This is a genomic window from Polaribacter sp. 2405UD43-2 (assembly GCF_058147125.1).
In genome coordinates this window covers 393,195-414,080 of sequence record NZ_JBYVJX010000001.1, presented here as the reverse complement: position 1 = coordinate 414,080, position 20,886 = coordinate 393,195, and the positions used below count along the sequence as shown (strand labels likewise).

Annotated in this window: 21 protein-coding genes; 11 read left to right on the top strand and 10 right to left on the bottom strand. The window is 27.9% G+C overall.

Features of this window, described 5'->3' with window-relative positions; all coding sequences use genetic code 11:
* Positions 1 to 3 precede the first annotated feature (3 nt).
* Complete coding sequence (locus ACY2RX_RS02100; RefSeq protein WP_490102295.1) at positions 4 to 2,490, top strand: polysaccharide biosynthesis tyrosine autokinase; 2,487 nt, start codon at positions 4 to 6, stop codon at positions 2,488 to 2,490.
* 13 nt (positions 2,491 to 2,503) lie between these two features.
* On the opposite strand, the gene hutI is transcribed toward ACY2RX_RS02100, so the two are convergent.
* The 3 genes from hutI to fumC form a co-directional block, all read right to left on the bottom strand.
* Complete coding sequence (hutI, locus tag ACY2RX_RS02095; protein WP_490102294.1) at positions 2,504 to 3,745, bottom strand: imidazolonepropionase; 1,242 nt, start codon at positions 3,743 to 3,745, stop codon at positions 2,504 to 2,506.
* Between the two features lie 202 nt (positions 3,746 to 3,947).
* Positions 3,948 to 4,421, bottom strand: a complete 474-nt coding sequence (locus ACY2RX_RS02090) for a nucleoside deaminase (RefSeq protein WP_490102293.1) — start codon at positions 4,419 to 4,421, stop codon at positions 3,948 to 3,950.
* Positions 4,422 to 4,495: 74 nt separating this feature from the next.
* On the bottom strand, positions 4,496 to 5,896 hold the full coding sequence (gene fumC, locus ACY2RX_RS02085) for a class II fumarate hydratase (RefSeq protein WP_490102292.1): 1,401 nt from the start codon (positions 5,894 to 5,896) through the stop codon (positions 4,496 to 4,498).
* 151 nt (positions 5,897 to 6,047) lie between these two features.
* Between fumC and ACY2RX_RS02080 the strand changes: the two genes are divergently transcribed.
* Positions 6,048 to 6,221, top strand: a complete 174-nt coding sequence (locus ACY2RX_RS02080; RefSeq protein ID WP_490102291.1) for a hypothetical protein — start codon at positions 6,048 to 6,050, stop codon at positions 6,219 to 6,221.
* Positions 6,222 to 6,404: 183 nt separating this feature from the next.
* On the opposite strand, the gene ACY2RX_RS02075 is transcribed toward ACY2RX_RS02080, so the two are convergent.
* The 4 genes from ACY2RX_RS02075 to prfB all read right to left on the bottom strand — a co-directional run bounded on the left by ACY2RX_RS02075 (position 6,405) and on the right by prfB (position 12,061).
* Positions 6,405 to 8,867 carry a TonB-dependent receptor gene (locus tag ACY2RX_RS02075; protein ID WP_490102290.1) on the bottom strand — a complete coding sequence of 821 codons (2,463 nt, stop codon included), beginning with the start codon at positions 8,865 to 8,867 and terminating at the stop codon, positions 6,405 to 6,407.
* 91 nt (positions 8,868 to 8,958) lie between these two features.
* Positions 8,959 to 9,300 (bottom strand): arsenate reductase (glutaredoxin), encoded by a 342-nt coding sequence (arsC, locus tag ACY2RX_RS02070; protein WP_490102289.1) that lies wholly within the window; start codon positions 9,298 to 9,300, stop codon positions 8,959 to 8,961.
* Positions 9,301 to 10,986, bottom strand: coding sequence for a phosphoethanolamine transferase (locus tag ACY2RX_RS02065; protein WP_490102288.1), 1,686 nt, complete (start codon positions 10,984 to 10,986; stop codon positions 9,301 to 9,303).
* Positions 10,973 to 12,061 (bottom strand): peptide chain release factor 2, encoded by a 1,089-nt coding sequence (gene prfB, locus ACY2RX_RS02060; RefSeq protein ID WP_490102522.1) that lies wholly within the window; start codon positions 12,059 to 12,061, stop codon positions 10,973 to 10,975. Before prfB ends, ACY2RX_RS02065 begins: the two co-directional genes overlap by 14 nt.
* A gap of 349 nt (positions 12,062 to 12,410) precedes the next feature.
* Between prfB and ACY2RX_RS02055 the strand changes: the two genes are divergently transcribed.
* Positions 12,411 to 12,608, top strand: a complete 198-nt coding sequence (locus ACY2RX_RS02055; protein ID WP_490102287.1) for a hypothetical protein — start codon at positions 12,411 to 12,413, stop codon at positions 12,606 to 12,608.
* 1 nt (position 12,609) lies between these two features.
* Positions 12,610 to 13,629, top strand: coding sequence for a threonine aldolase family protein (locus ACY2RX_RS02050; RefSeq protein WP_490102286.1), 1,020 nt, complete (start codon positions 12,610 to 12,612; stop codon positions 13,627 to 13,629).
* Here the strand turns inward: ACY2RX_RS02050 and ACY2RX_RS02045 are convergent.
* Genes ACY2RX_RS02045 through ACY2RX_RS02035 form a run of 3 tightly spaced genes read right to left on the bottom strand, consistent with a single transcriptional unit; the run spans position 13,626 to position 15,261 of the window.
* Positions 13,626 to 14,111, bottom strand: a complete 486-nt coding sequence (locus tag ACY2RX_RS02045; RefSeq protein ID WP_490102285.1) for a hypothetical protein — start codon at positions 14,109 to 14,111, stop codon at positions 13,626 to 13,628. The genes ACY2RX_RS02050 and ACY2RX_RS02045 overlap by 4 nt on opposite strands.
* 7 nt (positions 14,112 to 14,118) lie before the next feature.
* A complete protein-coding gene (locus ACY2RX_RS02040; protein WP_490102284.1) occupies positions 14,119 to 14,763 on the bottom strand; it encodes a DUF8845 family protein in 645 nt (214 codons plus the stop codon).
* A gap of 3 nt (positions 14,764 to 14,766) precedes the next feature.
* Complete coding sequence (locus tag ACY2RX_RS02035) at positions 14,767 to 15,261, bottom strand: RNA polymerase sigma factor (RefSeq protein ID WP_490102283.1); 495 nt, start codon at positions 15,259 to 15,261, stop codon at positions 14,767 to 14,769.
* Positions 15,262 to 15,380: 119 nt separating this feature from the next.
* Here ACY2RX_RS02035 and ACY2RX_RS02030 point away from each other — a divergent pair, with 119 nt between their 5' ends.
* The 7 genes from ACY2RX_RS02030 to ACY2RX_RS02000 all read left to right on the top strand — a co-directional run bounded on the left by ACY2RX_RS02030 (position 15,381) and on the right by ACY2RX_RS02000 (position 20,736).
* Positions 15,381 to 16,274 (top strand): MerR family transcriptional regulator, encoded by an 894-nt coding sequence (locus ACY2RX_RS02030; protein ID WP_490102282.1) that lies wholly within the window; start codon positions 15,381 to 15,383, stop codon positions 16,272 to 16,274.
* Positions 16,275 to 16,336: 62 nt separating this feature from the next.
* Entirely contained in the window at positions 16,337 to 17,806 is a 1,470-nt protein-coding gene (locus tag ACY2RX_RS02025) for a phytoene desaturase family protein (protein WP_490102521.1), read from the top strand.
* Between the two features lies 1 nt (position 17,807).
* The gene (locus tag ACY2RX_RS02020) at positions 17,808 to 18,650 is read left to right on the top strand and encodes a phytoene/squalene synthase family protein (protein WP_490102281.1); all 843 of its coding nucleotides are present in this window, start codon (positions 17,808 to 17,810) and stop codon (positions 18,648 to 18,650) included.
* Complete coding sequence (locus ACY2RX_RS02015) at positions 18,650 to 19,099, top strand: sterol desaturase family protein (RefSeq protein ID WP_490102280.1); 450 nt, start codon at positions 18,650 to 18,652, stop codon at positions 19,097 to 19,099. Before ACY2RX_RS02020 ends, ACY2RX_RS02015 begins: the two co-directional genes overlap by 1 nt.
* Positions 19,096 to 19,797, top strand: coding sequence for a lycopene cyclase domain-containing protein (locus ACY2RX_RS02010; protein ID WP_490102279.1), 702 nt, complete (start codon positions 19,096 to 19,098; stop codon positions 19,795 to 19,797). The genes ACY2RX_RS02015 and ACY2RX_RS02010 overlap by 4 nt, the downstream gene beginning before the upstream one ends.
* Complete coding sequence (locus ACY2RX_RS02005) at positions 19,790 to 20,257, top strand: TspO/MBR family protein (protein WP_490102278.1); 468 nt, start codon at positions 19,790 to 19,792, stop codon at positions 20,255 to 20,257. Before ACY2RX_RS02010 ends, ACY2RX_RS02005 begins: the two co-directional genes overlap by 8 nt.
* On the top strand, positions 20,257 to 20,736 hold the full coding sequence (locus ACY2RX_RS02000) for an SRPBCC family protein (RefSeq protein WP_490102277.1): 480 nt from the start codon (positions 20,257 to 20,259) through the stop codon (positions 20,734 to 20,736). The genes ACY2RX_RS02005 and ACY2RX_RS02000 overlap by 1 nt, the downstream gene beginning before the upstream one ends.
* Positions 20,737 to 20,886 lie beyond the last annotated feature (150 nt).

Here is a 20,886-nt window from a genome sequence, read left to right as displayed (position 1 = left end):
TTTATGGATAACAAAACTAAATTTACACCTAATACAATAGCAAATCCTGTACCTAATAATATAGATATTAAAGGGTATTTTTTTAAGATTCTAGCTTATTGGAAACTCTTTTTAGTGACCATAACCATTGCACTAATAATTGCAAAGTTTATGAATGGTTATAAACAAAGAGTTTATAGTCTAGATACAGTTATATCTGTAAAAGAACAAAATAATCCTTTATTTTCTACAGGTACAAATATTGCTTTTAATTGGGGTGGAGCAAGTGATGAAGTAGAAACTGTTAGAGTTATACTTATTTCTAGGTCTCATAATGAAAAAGTAGTTGAGAAACTAAAGTTTTACATTCAATACCTAAAAGAAGGTAAATATAGAATGGAAGATGTGTATGGTTATACACCTTTTAAAGTAAAATTAAATACTAATAAACCACAGTTATATAATAAATTAATAGAAGTTTTAATTACAGGCGAAAATAGATTTAAATTATCTTTAGATTTTAATGAATCTAATGTGAATACTCTTATTAATTATGACACAAATTCAACGAGTTCTTTTCATTCGTCACAAACAACCTTTTCAAAAGAATTCAATGTTAATGAATTAATTAAAACTCCTTTTTTAAATTTTTCACTACAAAAGGTAAATCGTTTTAATGTTGGCGATAAATTTTTTATAAAGTTTGCAAGTTTTGATGGTACAGTTGGTAGCAATAAAGGTATAAGTGTTAGTACAATTACCAATGCTGCCTCTATGCTTAGGCTTCAAAAAAATGGTACAAATAAAAAAAGAATAGAAGATTATTTAAATGCAACAGTTTTTGTTTTAGATTCATTAAAGCGAAAAGACAAAATAGCGTACGCTGTAAAAACTAAAGAATATATAGACACACTCTTTGTAGAAGAATCTGAAAGACTTAAGAATATTGAAAAAGATTTAGGCAATTTTAGAGAGAATAATAATATTTTTGATTTATCGACAGAAGGAGCTAATATATATGATGAAACAATTGGTTTAGAGAAAGAAAAAAGACAATTATTAGAGTATAATGATTACCTCTCTAATTTAAAAAGATATATTCTTACACATAATAAATACGATAGACCACCTGTGCCAGCAATGGTTATTGTACAAGATCCAAAGATTTCTGAAGGTGTAGGTGTTTTAATAACGAAATCTAGTTTTAGAGAAAAATTAAGAAAATCTGTAACTGATAATCATCCAGATGTAATAAAGGTAAATAATGAAGTAAAAATTGCAAAAAGTAATTTAATAGAAAATATTACATCTTTAATTAGTCTTAACTCAAGCAAGGTTAATAAGCTCTCAATTAATTTATCATCCTATAAATCTAAACTTAGAAAATTACCTAAAAGAGAACAAAGTTTAATTAATTTTCAGAGAGATTATGAAGTTTCTGAAGCAAATTATAATTACTTAAAACAAAAAAAATACGAAGCAGGTACAGCTATTGCAGCTAATGTTTCTGATGTTAAAGTAATTGATAGCGCAAAAGATTTAGGACAAGGCTCTATATATCCCAACACAAATTTTAACTATATTCTTGGTTTATTATTTGGTACAATAATCCCACTATTTTTTATTATTATTAGAGAATTTTTAGATAATAAAATTCATACAGCAGAAGAAATTCAAAACAATTATGCAATTCCTGTTTTAGGTGTAATTGGTAGAAATCAAGGAAAAAATAATTTAGCAGTTTTTGAAAGACCAAAATCTTCTGTAGCAGAATCTTTTAGAGCAATAAGGTCTAACATACAGTTTTTATTTAAAAATGCTCAAGAAGATTCATGCAAAACTTTAATACTAACTTCTTCTGTTAGTGGCGAAGGTAAAACAATGATTTCTATTAATATGGCTACTGTTTTTGCTTTAAGTGGTAAAAAAACAGTCTTAGTTGGTTTAGATTTAAGAAAACCTAAAATTTATGATGATTTTGATTTGCCAAATGATGTAGGTGTTGTAAATCATTTAATTAATCAAAAAACTTTAGATGAAATTATTACACAAACAAAAGTACCAAATTTAGATATTATTTTATCGGGTCCAATTCCGCCAAACCCATCTGAGTTATTGCTTAATAAAACCGCAGATAGTATGATTAAAAGTCTTAAAGAAAGATATGATTATGTTATTATTGATACACCTCCAGTAGGTTTAGTTTCAGATGCATTAGAGTTGTTTAAGTATTCAGATGCCATTGTTTATGTAATTCGTCAAGAATATTCTGAAAGAGGAATGATGAAAATGATTGATGATAAATATAAAAATAGAGAAGTAACTAATATTAGTTATGTTTTAAATGATTTCTCTATAAAAAGTAAATACGGCTATGGTTACGGATATGGTTATGGTTACGGCTATGGCTATGGTTACGGTTATGGCAAATACGGCTATGGATATCATGAAAATGAAGAGGAAACTAGTTTTTTATCAAAAATAATTAACTTTATAAAACCAAAGAAATAAAAAAAAAGCATCGTTAAAACGATGCTTTTTTTCCATTTATAAAAACAGTTTCTATTTGATTATTTGCAAAGTTGTACGGAATTGCTCCATAACTCAAAATCTCTTTTGTAATAATAAAGTTGGCTAATTTTCCTTTGGTAATACTGCCAACTTTATGAGATAAATTCATAGCATAGGCACCATTAATAGTTGCTGCATTTATAGCTTCTTCAGGTGTCATTTTCATTTTAATACAAGCAGTTGCAACCACAAAATTCATATTTCCTGATGGAGTAGAGCCAGGGTTAAAATCGGTTGCTAAAGCAATTGGCAAACCAGCAGCAATAATTTCTCTTGCAGGTGTGTACGGAATACTTAAAAAATAAGAACAGGAGGGAAGTGCAACAGGCATTGTTTCCGTTCCTTTTAAAGCTTCAATATCATCAGTATTTAATATTTCTAAATGATCTACAGAAAGAGCTTTGTGTTTTACACTTACTTGCACGCCGCCAATAGTAGTAAACTGATTTACGTGTACTTTAGGTATTAATCCGTATTTTTTTCCTGCGGATAAAATTCGGTCTGTATCTTTAACCGAAAAATAACCAGTTTCGCAAAAAACATCGATGAATTCTGCTAAGTTTTCTTCTGCAATTTTAGGCAACATTTTATCAATAATTAAATTAATGTAACCTTCTTTATTGTTTTTATATTCCGTTGGAAACGCATGTGCACCTAAAAAAGTAGCTTTTATAGGAATGTTATAATTCTCTTTTAAACGTTTTATAACACGTAACATTTTTAATTCCGCATCAACAGTTAAACCGTAACCCGATTTAATTTCTACTGCGCCAGTACCTAAATGCATTACTTCTTCTAAACGAGTTTTAGATTGATTGTATAAATCTTCTTCAGAAGTTTGCTGAAGTTTTTTTGCAGAATTTACAATTCCGCCACCATTATTGGCAATTTCTTCATAGGTTAAACCGTTAATTCTATCAACAAATTCTTGTTCTCTGTTGCCAGCATAAACAATATGTGTATGAGGATCGCACCAAGTTGGTAGAATCATTTTACCAGTACAATCAATTTTTTTATCAAAAGAGCATTCTAACAAATCTGTCATTTTTCCATAATCAAAAATTGTATCATTTTTAACTATTAAAAAAGCATTTTTAATTGTAGGTAAAAGACTCATTTCTTTACCAGAAACTTTTTTTACTGATGTTTCTCTAACCTGAATAAGTTCTTTTATGTTGATAAAAAGTGTTGTCATAAATAGCAGATAAGTTTGTTAAAACAAATCTACGTTAAAAACGATAATCATAATTAATTTTTAAATTAAAAATCTCCGTAAATCTTTTTAGCAACATACCTCCTTAAATTTTATGTCTCAGTAAAGGTAACAACTCAAGTATGATATAGGCCCATAAATTAAACATCTTTAGTAAGAAAAGTCCTACTTTTTTAATTAAGTTTTAATATTCAATTTTATCTTGTTTTTCAGCCCATTTATTAAAAGGCTCTAGAGCAATTTTTCGTCCAATTTGTTCAAAAGGAATGCTTCTTTTTTCATATGGTAAAGGAATTTCTTTATAAATAAATTCATCATCAAAACCAATATTAGCGGCATCTGCTTGGTTGCTTCCGTAAAAAACTTTATCTGGTCTTGCCCAGTAAATTGCTCCTAAACACATTGGGCAAGGCTCGCAAGAAGTATACACAATACATCCATCTAACTGAAAAGAGTTTAAGTTTTTACAAGCGTCTCTAATTGCGGTAACTTCAGCATGTGCAGTAGGGTCGTTTGTAGAGGTAACTTTATTATTTCCTCTTCCAACTATTTTTCCGTCTTTAACAACAATACAACCAAAAGGACCACCTTCGTTATTATTCATTCCTTTTAAAGCTGCGTTTACAGCTTCACTCATAAATTCTTTATGTTTATTCATTTTCTTATTGTTCTATTAGCTAAAAAAAGCTGCAATAACTTGCAGCTTTTATGATGTTTATAAAAGTAATATTTTTATTTTAAACTTCCTGTCATTTCTTCTGGTTTTACCCATTCGTCATATTGTTCTGGAGTAACATACCCCAAACGTACAGCTTCTTCTTTTAAAGTGGTTCCGTTTGTATGTGCAGTATTTGCAATTTCTGCGGCTTTGTAATATCCAATTTTTGTATTTAATGCAGTTACTAACATTAAAGAGTTGTTTACTAATTCTGTAATTCTTGAATGATTAGGTTCTATACCAACAGCGCAATTTTCATCAAAAGATTTACAAGCGTCTCCAATTAGTTGAGCAGATTGTAAAACGTTTGCAGCCATTACAGGTTTAAAAACGTTTAATTCGTAATGACCTTGTGTGCCACCAACAGTTACTGCTACATCATTACCCATAACTTGCGCACAAACCATAGTCATAGCTTCACATTGAGTAGGGTTTACCTTTCCTGGCATTATTGAAGAACCTGGTTCGTTGGCAGGTATAATGATTTCTCCAATTCCAGAGCGTGGTCCAGAAGCCATTAAACGAATATCGTTGGCAATTTTATTTAAAGAAACTGCTAATTGTTTTAAGGCTCCATGCGTTTCTACTAATGCATCATGTGCAGCTAAAGCTTCAAACTTATTTTCAGCAGTTACAAATGGTAAACCTGTAAATTCTGCAATATATTTTGCTACTAAAATATCGTAACCAGCAGGTGTGTTTAATCCTGTACCAACAGCTGTTCCGCCTAAAGCTAATTGAGATAAATGTTTTAAAGTATTATTTAAAGCCTTTAAACCGAAGTTTAATTGTGCTACATAACCAGAAAATTCTTGACCCAATGTAAGAGGTGTTGCATCCATTAAATGTGTTCTACCAATTTTTACAACATCTTTAAATGCTTCTGATTTTGCTTGTAAAGTATCTCTTAATTGTGTAATTCCTGGAATTGTTGTTTCTACAATTTTCTTGTAAGCTGCAATATGCATTCCTGTAGGGAAAGTATCATTTGATGATTGCGATTTGTTTACATCATCATTGGGTTGAATGGTTTTGTCTCCTTCACCAATTACTTTTCCTGCAATTTCGTGTGCTCGGTTGGCAATTACTTCGTTCACATTCATATTAGATTGTGTGCCAGAACCTGTTTGCCAAATTACAAGTGGAAATTGATTATCGTGTTTGCTTGCTAAAATTTCATCACAAACTTGTGCTATTAAATCTCTTTTTTCTGATGCTAAAACTCCTAATTCACAGTTTGCAAATGCTGCAGATTTTTTTAAGTAAGCAAATCCGTAAACTATTTCTAATGGCATAGAAGCAGCAGGTCCTATTTTAAAGTTGTTGCGAGAACGTTCTGTTTGCGCGCCCCAATATTTATCTGCAGGTACTTCTACCTTACCCATAGTGTCTTTTTCAATTCTGAATTTAGTCATTTTAGTTGTAAATTTTAGATTGAACAAAATTACAAAAAAGTATTTGCACATAAAGTTGATAAATATCATTTATTGATGAAAAAATATTTTTTTGAAGCTTAATTTTTGAAAATAAATATTATTTTTGCAATATAATTTTCAAAACAGACAAATGTTAGATTTTTCAGAATTTTCAGGATTGGTTTTATTTATGTTTATTTTTACAACTGGTTTTTGGTTGTTGATTTTCTTGTTAACATTTGTAGTTCCTTACTGGATTGGCGGTACTATTTGGGAAAATATGAAACTTAAAAAGGAAGCTAGAAAAGCTGCTGAAAAAGAGTAGTTTTTATAAATTTAAGATTACAAATTTTAATATATAATTTAAAAAACTCGATAACATTTTTTGTTATCGAGTTTTTTTATGGGTTTGAGTGCGTGCGTTAGGGATTGAAATGACATCCTTTTTTAAATTTTTTTAAAAAAGATATAATGGAAAGCCCGTTAAAACGCCCAAATATTAAGGATTTTAAAATTCGCCTTCTCCGCCAGAATCTTCTCTAGGATCAGAGTTTTTTCTACGTTGATTTTTCTTTTGATTAAAACGATATGTAAAGTTTAATGATATTTGACGAACACCCCTTCTAAAGGTTTGATCTGTAATGTTTGTAGGGTTTTCTCTACTTGGGGCGTAACTTATACCTGAATATTTTCTGGTGTTAAAAAGGTCGCTAATATTAAAAACCACTGTTGCTTTATCTTTTAAAATATCTTTGCTAAAAGCTAAGTTTACAGATAAAATACCATTTACATCACTTTGCGCATTATTTCTTGGACCTCTATAAAATAATCTTGTTTGAGATTGAATGTTATAAGGAAGTGTTACTTTAGCATCAAAACGTGTAAACCAAGAATTGTTTTTTGTGTAAAAATTTTGAGTTATTGGTGTAATTGCATTGGTAATAGGATCTGTTCTATTGTAGGTGTATTTTCCATTTGTTTTAAATTGATAAAAGTTAAAACTTCCTGAAAAACGTAATTTTCTACTTGCGCTATAATTTGCTGTAAACTCAAAACCAGATCTATCTTCTGAGGCTAAATTAATGGGCTGTCTAATTAAAACATTGGTTTGTTTTCCGTTAATTAATCTTACTTCTTGTCTGTTAACTCTTGTAAAATTGTTTATAGAGTGTTGGTAGTAGATAGATGAATTTAAAGTTAATTTATCCCATTTATTAAGGTAACCTAAATCAAATGAGTTTGTATAGGTTGGGTCTAAATCTACATTGCCTTTAAAAATAACAGTTTCACTAGCTCTGTTTTCAAAAGGATTTAAAAAGTAAGATCTTGGTCTTCTTAATCTTTTGCTGTATCCTAAAGTAAAGCTTTGATTTTCTGTTAATTGGTATCCGAAATTTACAGTTGGAAATAAATCTGTAAAGTTTTTATCAAAAGTTTTACTTGTGTTAATTAATTTAATATCGATGTTAGTAATTTCTGCACGCAAGCCTAACAGGTAAGAAAATTTTTTTATTTTACTGCCAAATTGTGTGTAAAAAGCATTTACATTTTGTGCGAATTCTAGGTTGTTAGACGGATTATATCGATCATCTAAACCAGGAGCAATTACTAAATAATCTGAAGTTAAGTCTTGAAAGTTTCCGCGGTAACCAGCTTCAAATTGTGAGTTTTTACCAATAGGTAACACGTAATCTACTTGAAATAAATTTCTTATAGAAAGTTCATTTGTAGCATTTGTTTCTGGTCTAGTATCTATAATATTCGCATTTTCGTTTTCTTTATTTGCACTGTGTTGAAAATCTAAAGTTAGTTTATGTCCGTTTTTATTAATGTTATTTGTATAATTCAGAGAAAATTGTAGTGTTTTGTCTATCTCACCTTCATCTTGAATACGAGTAGAGTTATATAGATTATTATTTGAAGTATCAAAAGAACTTATATTATTTGTAGAAATATTTTTACCATCAGAATCTCTTAAAAATATTGTACCTGTAATAGAGCTTTTTTTGTTTAAAAAATATTCAAGTCCTATATTTCCATTAAATCCTTTTCTTATTCTTTTATTGTCTCTATTTTCTACTCTAATACTATCAATATTTCCATTAGATAAATATGTGATATCAGAATTGTAAACTCCAGGTCTTAGCCTGTCATTATAACCAAAATTAGAAAAAAGATTAATTTTTTTTGAGCGTAAATTTAAATTTACAGAGGTTCTATAATTTTGTGGATTTCCAACAGTTACATTTACAGAACCATTAAAGCCAGAAGCCTTGCCTTTTCTTAAAATGATGTTTAAAATACCAGCAGTTCCTTCAGAATCATATCTAGCTGAAGGAGAAGTAATAACTTCAACTCTTTCAATTGCATCAGCAGGTAATTGTCTTAAAGCATCTGTGCCACTTAAACCAACTAAAGCAGAAGGTTTTCCGTTAATTAAAATACGAACATTTTCGTTTCCACGCAAGCTTACAGTTCCTTCTGCGTCTACGTCTACAGAGGGTACATTATCTAAAACATCAGAAGCTGTACCCCCTTTTACAGTCATATCTTTGCCAACGTTGTAGATTTTTTTATCTAAACGAATATCTACCGTAGATTTTTCTGCAATTACAACTACTTCATCTAAACTACTTGCATCTTCTTCTAGTTTTATAACTCCAAAATTTTTATTTTTTGATAAAAATTGAGTTGGGATTTTTTTTGTTTTAAATGAAATAAATTCGAAACTAATTTCATAATTTCCTTTAGGAGTTTTTATACTAAACTTACCCTTAGCATCAGTAATTCCACCAGTAATTTTCTGAGTTTTGGTGTTTTTTAAAACGATGGTTGCATATTCTAATGGTTGATTAGTGTTTGAATCTACAACTTTACCTGAAAAAATAACGCCCTTTTTATTTCTTGATTTTTGAGCTAATAAAAAAGTTGATGTTAATAAACAAACAAGTAGTAATGTAATTTTTTTCATTTGGGTCTTTGAATAGTTATTCAATTAAGACTGTAAATTTCTTGTTAAGTTTAAGAAGGATTAGTTAAATAAAAGTTAAAGAAAATTAGCGTTAAATGATAGTCAAAATATTTTCTGGAGGTCTGCCAATTACTGCTTTATTGCCATTTATTACAATTGGACGCTCAATTAATTTCGGATTTTCTAACATAGCTTTTATAATTTCTGAATCTGTTAATTCTTTTCCTTTGTAGTTTTCTTTCCAAATTTTTTCGTTTTTTCGAACTAATTGAATCGCAGAGATATTTAATCGTTTAATAATTTCTGTCAATTCTTTTTCTGAAGGAACATTCTCTAAATATTTTACGATTTCGAATTCTTTACCAGAATTTTCTAAAATTTCTAATCCGCAGCGCGATTTGCTGCATCTATTGTTGTGGTATATTTTTATCATTTAGTCGATTTTTATTACAGATTTATTAACAGTATAAAAAGAATATTCTTGTAAAGAATCAAACTTCTTATTTGCAAAGCTTTTATTTTTTTCAAAATATGGATAGGTAATATTGCTCATATCTAAAAGCGTGTAAAAAGTATTAGTTGCAGCTAATTTTTTGTTTATATTTTTATTTAATGTTTCAATTTTTTTTAGATTGTTTTTGTTGTATTCATCTGATGCCCAGATAAATAATGGTATTTCTATTTCAAATTTTGTAGGAGTTTCAAAACCATGTAATAATTTTTTCTTATTCGTATCAAATAAATTTTCTCCATGATCAGATATATAATACATAAAAGAATTAGTATTTTTTGTTTGTAATTTTTGGATGATTTCATTTAAAATAAAATCTGTATAAATTATAGAATTATCGTAACTATTAACAATCTCTTTTTTATTTTCATAATTAGTGGTATTTTCTATAGATAGTCCTCTTTCTAGCGTGGGTAAAAAATATTTAAAACGCTTTGGATATCTATAATTATATCTAAAATGACTTCCAATAGTATGAACTATGATAAACTTTTTTTCACTGGGTTCTTCTAAAACATCCTCTAAAACGGGTAAGATATTTTCATCATAACCAGCAGCATCTAAAGATTTAGATACATTTATATAAGTATCTGCAGATTCTGCATACAATCTAAAAATACTTCCTGTTGCTATTTGTTGATTGCTAATCCAAAATGTTTTAAAACCAACCTCTTTAAAAGCATCAATAATTGTTGATTCGTTAAATTTTATTTCTGGTTTTTTAGGTGTTGCCCTAGTTAGAATAAAAGGAATACTTAAAGAAGTAAGATTGGCATTAGTTCTTACGTTTTTAAATGCTATTAAATTTTTAATAGAATCTATATTAGGACTTGTATTTCTAGGATACCCATAAATGTGAAAGTTATGTTTTCTTGCGGTTTCTCCTATAACCAATAAGTAAATCTCTTTTTTATTTGTAGTATCTTTTTTTATCGCATTAAAACGAAAATCTTTAATATTTGATAAATATTCATTCTTTTTTTTAATACCACTAAACACTTGAAAGGTTTTAAGAATAAAACCAGAAGGAGAATTCTTTCTCAATTGCACACTAAAAGAGTATTTAATAGACCCAACAATCTCTGAATTTTTCTTATTACTATCATAGGCTAACCTGATATTTCTAATTCCTAAAGAGATAAAAATGAAACAGAAAAAAAACAATATTATTTTTCTTTTTTTTCTGGAGATTGCAAATGATTTGTTAATCTTCTTAGAAGCCCAAATTAAAAGAATAAAAGTACATATAACTACAATCAAAAAAATGAAATTAGATTGTAAAATTTCTTTTGATTCACTATAATTTGTTAAAAAAACAGACGCAATAATTTCTTCTGATATTGGGGTTTTAAAATGAATGATATGATATATTTCAAAAACAGTGAAAGGAAAAAATAAAATAACTAAATAACTATAATATTTAGGTTTTAAAATTATTAACGGAAGTGTTACTATTGCCAAAGAAATAAGAAAAAACACACCTTTTTTTAATAAACTACCCACAGCAGAATCTTCTCCTATACAAATAAGTAGTAGATTTGGTAGTATTAAAAAAAAGATAAATAAAACACTGTAAAAATACTGTTGTTTTAGATTATTTCTGTCCATTTAGCATTAAATAGGCTTTTAAAAAAGGTTGAATATTTCCGTCCATAACAGCATCTACATTACCAGTTTCGTGAACAGTTCTTACATCTTTAACCAATTTATAAGGATGCATTACATAATTTCTAATCTGACTTCCCCACTCGTTTTTTAGTTTATTGGCTTCAATATCGTTTCTTGCAGCTTGCTGTTTTTGTAATTCAATTTCATACAATTGCGACTTTAACATTTGCAAAGCTGTAGCTCTATTATCGTGCTGAGAGCGTGAGTTAGAACACTGAATTTGAATTCCTGTTGGTTTATGTGTTAGTTGAACTTTCGTTTCAACTTTGTTTACATTTTGTCCTCCAGCACCACTAGAACGTGCAGTTGTAATTTCTATATCAGCAGGGTTTATATCAATTTCTATAGAATCATCTGCAACAGGATATACATATACAGAAGCAAAAGAAGTATGACGTTTTGCATTCGAATCGAAAGGCGAAATACGCACTAATCTATGAACGCCATTTTCACCTTTTAACCAACCAAAAGCGTAATCTCCATCAACTTCAAAAGTTACAGTTTTTATTCCTGCAGTATCTCCTGCTTGATAGTTGAGTGTTTTTAACTTAAAACCTTGTTTTTCTGCCCACATTGTGTACATTCTAAAGAGCATTTCTGCCCAATCACAACTTTCTGTTCCGCCAGCTCCTGAAGTGATTTGAATGGTTGCTGATAAAGAATCTCCTTCTTCAGACAACATATTTTTAAACTCAATATCTTCTAAAAAAGTGCTAACTTTTTCAAACTGTTCTGTAATTTCTTTTTCATCAATTTCACCTTCTTTGTAGAATTCATACAAGACATTAACATCTTCATTTAAAACGATGGCTTTTTTATAATCTTCTACCCATTTTTTTTTGAAACGCAATTCTTTTATCACAACTTCTGCAGCTTTTGGATCGTTCCAAAAATCAGGATTTGCAGTTTTTTCTTCTTCATTAGCAATTTCAATGAGTTTTTTATCAATCTCTAAATAAGATTTTAACTTCTCAATTCTTGTTGAAATATCTTTAAGTTGGTCTTGTGTAATCATATATTTAAAAGCCATAAATTCACAAATTTTATGCGTGAAAATTATTTTTAATTTGTGAATTCGTGGCAATTTTTGTTTTAGAATTTCATTCTCCTACAAAAATAAATGAAATTTTAAAATATCTTGTTCTAAAAGTTAAGAGATATTTTATAGATTTATAGAAATATTTTTTAAAATGAAAAAACGAACTACTCTTTTCTTTTTTTTATTGATTTCTTTAAGTTCATTTTCGCAATTTTTAAAGGTAAAAAAGAGGTTGTAATATTCAATGGGTATTTTAAGTTTTATTATGATAATTTTTCTGATAAAATCTTTCTTCAAATAGATCAATTAAATACTGATTTTCTTTATGTATGCTCACTTTCAGAAAGGAATAGGATTTAATGATATTGGTTTAGATAGAGAACAATTAGAAAGTGGAGTAGTAGTCCATTTTAAAAAAGCGGGGAATAAAATTGTAAAGAATTTAACAGCATTTAAGAAAAAAATGCATCAAAAATACCTGATGGTTTTCTTGTTAGAAGCAATTATAAATATCAAAATATAAAATGATAATAGACTTAATATCAGATACAGTAGCCAGACCCACAAAAGAAATGTTGTCTGCAATGCTAAATGCAAAAGTGGGAGATGATGTTTTTAAAAGCGATCCAACAGTAAACGCATTGCAAGAAAAAGCAGCAAAACTTTTTGGAATGGAAGATGCGTTATTTTTTCCTTCAGGAACAATGGCAAATCAAACAGCAATAAATTTACATACACAACCAGGAGATAAATTATTTTGCGATAAATACGCTCACGTGTATAATTATGAAGGTGGAGGAGCTGCATTTAATTCTGGAGTAACATGTAAATTAATTGACGGAAATAGAGGAATGTTTACAGCAAAACAATTGCAAGAAGCTGTTGCTGGGCGTTCAGATATTCACGTTCCATTTTCGAGTTTGGTTTGTATAGAAAATACTACTAATAAAGGTGGAGGAGCTTGTTGGGATTTTTCTGAATTAGAAAAAGTACAAAAAATAGCTAAAGAGAATAACTTGGCTTTTCATTTAGATGGTGCAAGATTGTTTAATGCTTTAGTGGTAAAAAATGAAACTCCTAAACAATATGGAACGTTGTTTGATACCATTTCTATTTGTTTATCAAAAGGTTTAGGAGCGCCTGTAGGTTCTGTTTTATTGGGTTCTAAAAAACATATTGCCAAAGCTTTACGAATTCGTAAATTATTAGGTGGTGCTATGCGTCAAGCTGGTTTTTTAGCAGCAGCAGGTATTTATGCATTAGATAATCATATAGAACGCTTGGCAGAAGATCATCAAAAAGCAAAAGAAATAGGTATGGTTTTAGAATCTGTTTCTTACATTAAAAAAGTAGAGTCGATTGAAACAAACATCATTATTTTTTATGTTGATGATAAAATAGGAGCAGATAATTTTATCAATAAAATGAAAGATAAAAACATTCTATTATCGCCAATGGGAGAAGGTAGAGTAAGAATTGTTACCCATTTAGATTATACTGATGAAATGCACCAAATCTTTTTAAATGCGTTGAAAAATTTTTAAAAATAAAATCGTACAATAGGAGAAAATGGCGATGCATAAATACTTTTGTTCTTGTCATATAAAACATCATATCTAAAACCAAAAGCAAATCTACCACTGTTATAAGCTGCGCCTAAATACATTGCAGGAAAACTGGTGTTTACACTGCCTAAACTATTAGTTTGTTTGGCAAAAGATTGTTCAAATTCGCCCGATAATTGAATGCCTACATTCGGAATTTGATATAATGAAATTATATTTGCGCCATAAACATTGGTAGTAAAATCAGCAACTTCGCTATAAATATAAGTTACCCCAGCTCCTAAAGAAAAACCGTTATTAAAATCGTATACTGCACTTGGCGAAATTCCTAAAGTGGTTTGTGAGCCAAAACCTAAAGTAAATCCACCACCAAATCTTACATTATCCCAAAAATCAGATTTTTGTTGAGCATATATTGAAACGGATAAACTTAAAAGAAATAATAGAAAAAACTTTTTCATAAGACAATTAATTTATGCTGTCTAATTTAGCTAATTCTTTGTAGTTTCTGTTTAATTTTTTTAATAAAATTCCATAAACTAATTGGTAAAAAAGCCACAGTAAAACTAAAAATATAATTAGTGCAATTATTTGGCTTATAATAGATATGGTTATAATTTTGTTAATATCCATAGCTAAATTATTAGGATTCATAATCTGAGTTAACTTATCTTCATCAGAAAACATTGTAATATTTAAAATTAAGCTGACTAAAAAAACGGTTGCTAAATTATAGAATACATAATATTTAACTGTTTTTCTAATCCGTAAAATGCTTTTTATGAGTTTTTTAGTGTTAGAAACAACAGAAATTCTCTTATAGTTTTTATAAAATAAAAACAGGAAAACAATAATTATAACATAATGTAATATCATAAAAATATTAAGAAAGCCCATTAAATTTAAATCTTGATAAACTTTGTAAAAACTATCAGGAATAATAAGGTTTATTCCAGCCCAAAAAATGAACTCAATAATTCCAATAATAAAAATCCACTTTACAATTGAAGATGATTTTGAATGCGCAATTTTGTAAATTTCTAAAGCAGAAAGTTTATTTTCTTCTTCTGGTTGATTACTCCACGCTTTTTTATACTTATCTAATAAATCCATAAGTTATGGGTTTAATATATTTTTTAATTTTTCTTTGGCTCTATTCATTTTTACTCTTGCATTTACGCTAGAAATACCTAAAGTTTCAGAAATTTCTTTATAAGGTTTGTCTTCTAAGTATAAGAATATTAGAGCTTTATCTATGTCGTTTAACTTATGTATAGCTTTGTATAAAGCTTTTAATTGAATTTCTTCTGTATTATCATAATCTGTTGCTTTTATCTTATAAGCAAAATCACTGATGTCTTGTGTTTTTACTGTTCTTGTTGATTTTCTATACAAAGAAATAGCTGTATTTAAAGCAACTCTATACATCCATGTACTAAATTTAGAATCTCCTCTAAACTTTGGGTAATTTTTCCAAAGCTGAATAGTTATTTCTTGAAACAAATCATTATGAGCGCTTTGATTTGTAGTATAAACTCTACAAATTTTATGTGCTATATTTTGGTTTTTTTCAAAGTCCGATAAAAATTTAGTTTCTAAACCTTTCTGCACTTGTATAAATTAGTTAGTTATCTATAAGTAGCGTAAAAGTATGAATTGTTACATTTTTGATAAAAAATATTTTCTTCAATGTTTTTTTTATAAATTTGTTCAACACAAAACAAAATATATTGAACAATATTAAACAAGATTTTACTATTAAAGACCTTGAAAATATTTCTGGTATTAAGGCACATACCATTCGTATTTGGGAAAAGAGATATAATTTGTTGCAACCTAAAAGAACAGATACCAATATTCGATATTATTCTAACAGAAATTTACAAAAACTATTAAATATTGTTTTATTAAATAATAATAACTATAAGATTTCTAAGATTGCAAAAATGACTGATGATGAGTTGCTTTTAAAATCTAAAGAAATTGCTTTTAACGCAGCAATAGATAATGAAGCTATCAACTCTTTAAAGTTATCAATGTTTCAGTTTGATAAAATATTATTCAATAATACTTATACCAAACTTTTGCATAAAAAAACATTTAGAGAAATTTTTAAAGATGTTTTTATTCCATTTTTAAATCACATTGGTTTATTATGGCAAACAGATACTTTATTGCCTGCTCATGAACATTTTATATCAAACTTAATATCACAAAAAATTCAAATAAATACAGAAAAGTTACAATATAGTGTTGTTAATTCTGCCAAAACTTATGTACTTTTTCTACCAGATAATGAAATACATGAAATAGGTTTATTGTATTTAAATTACGAATTAACTTTACGAGGTAATTACACTATTTACCTTGGTCAAAGTTTGCCAATTAATAATCTAGATTATTTTTTTAGAAGCGGAAAAGATATTTGTTTTATAACATCATTAACAGTAATGCCTTATGATAATAAAATTGAAAATTATTTTAAAGAAATAGATAAAGCTTTACAAAATACAAATCATCAATTAATTGCTTTGGGTAGAAAAACAGAACAAGTAAAAAATAATAAATATTCTTCTAAAATAGAATTTTATGACTCTGTATCAGAATTGTTAAAAGAACTATAATTTTTTTTGCTAAATTTTATTTTGTTTAATATTTTTGTATATTTGTTAAACAAAATAAATAAATCGTGAAAAAAGTTTATATAATTGGTTCGGGTTTTTCTTCTTTAGCAGCTTCTTGTTATTTAACAAAAGCTGGGTATAAAGTCACTGTTTTAGAAAAAAATGATACTTTAGGTGGTAGAGCAAGACAATATAAAAAAGACGGATTTACTTTTGATATGGGGCCTTCATGGTATTGGATGCCAGATGTTTTTGAACGTTTTTTTGCTGATTTTAATAAAAAGCCTTCAGATTATTACATTCTAGACAAGTTAAATCCTGGATATGAAGTTTATTTTGGAAAAAGTAATTCCCTCAAAATTTCTAGCCAATTAGATAAAATTTACGCTCTTTTTGAAAATGAAGAAAAAGGAAGTAGTAAACACTTAAAAGCATTTTTAGATGCTGCAAAGTCTAATTATGAAACAGCTATAAAAGATTTAGTTTATAAACCAGGAGTTTCGCCTTTAGAATTGGTAAATACTAAAACAATAACTAGAATTTCTCAATTTTTTTCAACCATAAGAAAGCAAGTTCGAAAAAATATTAAGAGTAAAAAATTAATTCAAATTTTAGAATTTCCTGTGTTGTTTTTAGGAGCAAAACCAAGCAATACACCCGCTTTTTATAGTTTTATGAATTATGCCGATTTTGGGCTTGGAACTTGGCATCCAAGAGGAGGAATGTATTCAGTAATTGAAGGCATAGTTTCTTTGGCAGAAAGTTTAGGTGTAAATTTTAAAACGAATGCAAATGTTGAAAAAATTCTAATTGATTATGAAAATAATTCAGTTAAAAGTTTATTGGTTAACGGAAAAGAAATTAAAACAGATTTAGTTTTAAGTGGCGCAGATTATCATCATACAGAAACTTTGTTAGATAAGGATTTTAAACAATATTCAGAAAAATATTGGAATAAAAAGACCTTTGCACCATCATCACTTTTATTTTATGTTGGTTTCGATAAAAAAATAAAAAATGTAAGCCATCATACACTTTTCTTTGATACAGATTTTGATGTACATACAAAAGAAATTTACGACCATCCTAAGTGGCCAACAGATCCTTTATTTTATGCAAACTTTACATCAATAACAGATGTAACTTCTGCACCAGAAGGAAAAGAAGCAGGTTTTTTCTTGATACCATTAGCTCCAGGAATTGAAGATACAGAAGCATTAAGAGAAAAGTACTTTCATAAAATTATGGATAGGTTTGAGAGATTGACAAACCAAAAAGTAAAAAAATACGTTTTATTTAAAAAATCATTTTGTGTAAAAGACTTTAAAAAAGAGTACAATTCTTATAAAGGAAATGCTTACGGAATGGCAAATACGCTGTTGCAAACCGCCTTTTTAAGACCTAAAATAAAAAGTAGTAAAGTGCAGAATTTATATTTTACTGGGCAATTAACAGTTCCAGGTCCAGGAGTGCCACCTGCATTAATTTCTGGTAAAATTGCCTCAGAATTAATCATTAAAAACCAAAAGTAATATGAAAGAATTATTTGATACAGTATCTAATGAATGTAGTAAATTGGTTACCAAACAATATAGTACTTCATTTTCTTTGGCTGTAAATTTATTGTCGCCAAAAATTAGAAAAGACATTTATAATATTTATGGTTTTGTTCGTTTTGCTGATGAAATTGTAGATTCTTTTCATCAATATAACAAAGAAATGCTACTCAATAATTTTGAAAAAGATTATTATTTAGCTTTAGAACAAGGTATTAGTTTAAATCCAATTTTGAATTCATTTCAGCAAACTGTAACAAAATATGATATTCCAGATGAAATGGTGCAAGCTTTTTTAAAAAGTATGAAAGCAGATTTGTATAAAACAGAATATCAAACAAAAGCGGAGTATGATAAATATATTTATGGTTCTGCAGATGTGGTAGGCTTAATGTGTTTAAAAGTTTTTGTTGATGGTGATAAAAAACGTTTTAAAGAATTAAAAAATGCTGCAATGCGTTTGGGATCTGCGTTTCAGAAAGTAAATTTTTTACGCGATTTAAAAGATGATTATCAAGTTTTAAATCGTTCTTATTTTCCGAATATTAATTTAGGAGAATTAAATGCAGCCTCAAAACAAGTTATTATAAACGAGATTGAAGAAGATTTTGATTTTGCTTTTAAAAATGGAATTCTTAAATTACCAATGGAAGCCAAATTTGGAGTTTATATGGCGTATAGATATTACAAAAGATTACTAAAAAAGCTAAAGAGAGTTCCATCAGAAAAAATTATGGATACTCGAATTAGAATATCAAACCCAATGAAAATCAATTTGTTAGCAAGAAGTTATGTAAAATATAAGTTAAATATTATTTAATGATTTACGCACTAATTACCTTAGGAGTTTTTTTATTGATGGAATGTGTTACTTGGTGTACACACAAGTATGTTATGCACGGTTTTGGTTGGTATTTGCACGAAGATCATCATCAACCAAAATACCAAGGAGTTTTTGAAAAAAACGATGCTTTTTTTGTAGTTTTTGCTGTACCCAGTATGTTGCTTTTTTATTTTGGAACGTATACAGAGCATACTTTTTTATTCTTTATCGGGCTTGGAATTTTATGCTACGGAATTGCCTATTTTTTAGTACATGATGTTTTAATTCATCAACGTTTTAAATGGTTTAAAAATACCAATAATCGTTATTTAAAAGGTTTAAGAAAAGCGCACAAAATTCATCATAAACATTTAGGAAAAGAAGAAGGAGAATGTTTTGGAATGCTGTTTGTTCCGTTTAAATACTTTAAAAAATATAAAAAGTGAGTCAATATTTATACCTCTTTTTAATTTTAGGAAGCATAAGTATTCCGCTATTATATAGTATTTTAGAAAAGAAATTTCATTTTATTCAATATTTTAAAATTGTTTTTTTAAGTATAATTTTAATTGCGATTCCTTTTTTAATTTGGGATGCAATTTTTACAATAAATGGAGTTTGGGGATTTAATTCAGATTATTTTATAGGAGTTAAAATTTTTGAAATGCCCATAGAAGAATGGCTATTCTTTTTTTGTATTCCTTACGCTTGTTTATTTACTCATGAGGTTCTAAAATATTATTTTCTAGATTTTAGAGTATCAAAAAAAATAACCAAAATCATCAGTTTTCTATTGATTTTACTGGCTATTTCAATATTAATATTCAATTTTGGAAAATGGTATACAACAGTAAATTTCATTTGTTTTTTAATATTGATGTTATATAGTGTAAAATATCAACTTAAAACATTGCAACAATATTATCCTAGTTTTTTAATAATATTAATTCCTTTTTTAATTGTAAACGGAATTTTAACAGGTAGTTTTATTAAAGAACCAGTGGTTTGGTATAACAATGCAGAAAATATTGGTTTTAGAATCTTTACTATTCCTTTAGAAGATTTCTTTTACGCATTTGTTTTATTATTTTCTATACAATTAACCTTTAATTTCTTAAAGAAGAAACAATTAAGTTATGAATAAATATATGCGTTTTTTTATATTTTTGACAGCTAATTTTCTTGCGCTTGCAATTGGTGTTTTATTGATGAAAAATGGTCCGCAAACTGTTTGGTACACTTCACTAAATCAAGCTCCTTGGACACCCGCTAACTGGGTTTTTGGATTTGCTTGGTCTACAATTATGCTTTGCTTTGCATTTTATATGACAAAACTGAGTTTTAAATATTATTACTTAGATAAAAAAATAATTACTTTATATACATTTCAATGGATATTAAATGTAAGTTGGAACTACATTTTTTTCAATCAACATTTAACAGTTCTAGGCTTAGTAATTATTGCAATGTTATGGTTATTAATAGGCTATTTTACTTTTAAGCATTTAAAAAAAATAAAATGGTATACTTTATTAATACTCCCTTATTTAATATGGATGACTATTGCAACAAGTTTAAACGCATACATTGTTTTTAATAACTGATGATAAAATTTAAAAAACATTCAGGAATTTATACACTTACAGCTGAACAAGTTTTAAATATTCCTTTAGAAAAAGCGTGGATTTTTTTCAGTTCACCAGATAATTTAGAGAAAATAACTCCAGCAAAAATGGGTTTTAAAATTACTTCTAAAGTTGATAAAAAAGCTTTTGCAGGACAAATAATTACTTACAAAGTAACAATTTTACCAGGAATAAAATCGAATTGGGTTACAGAAATTACCCAAGTAAAAGACAAAGAATTTTTTATTGATGAGCAACGTTTTGGCCCATATAAAATGTGGCACCATGAACATTGGTTTCAAAAATTACCTGATGGAAAAACTTTAATGAAAGATAAAATATCCTATAAAATACCCTTTGGAATTTTAGGTCATTTAACACAAAAACTCTTTATAAAAAAACAGCTTAAAAGTATTTTTGAGTATCGTTTTAGAACTTTAGAAAAAATGTTTAAATGATGTAACCGCTTAAAGATAAATACTAGAAAAAATTATAATTGGTGTTTTTCCTGTTGTTTTTTTAATTCTAAATCACGAATTTTGCTAACTGCGTTTATAAAACATTTAAACGTTGAATATACGTGCTTACGTTAGTCAAAATTTAAACCA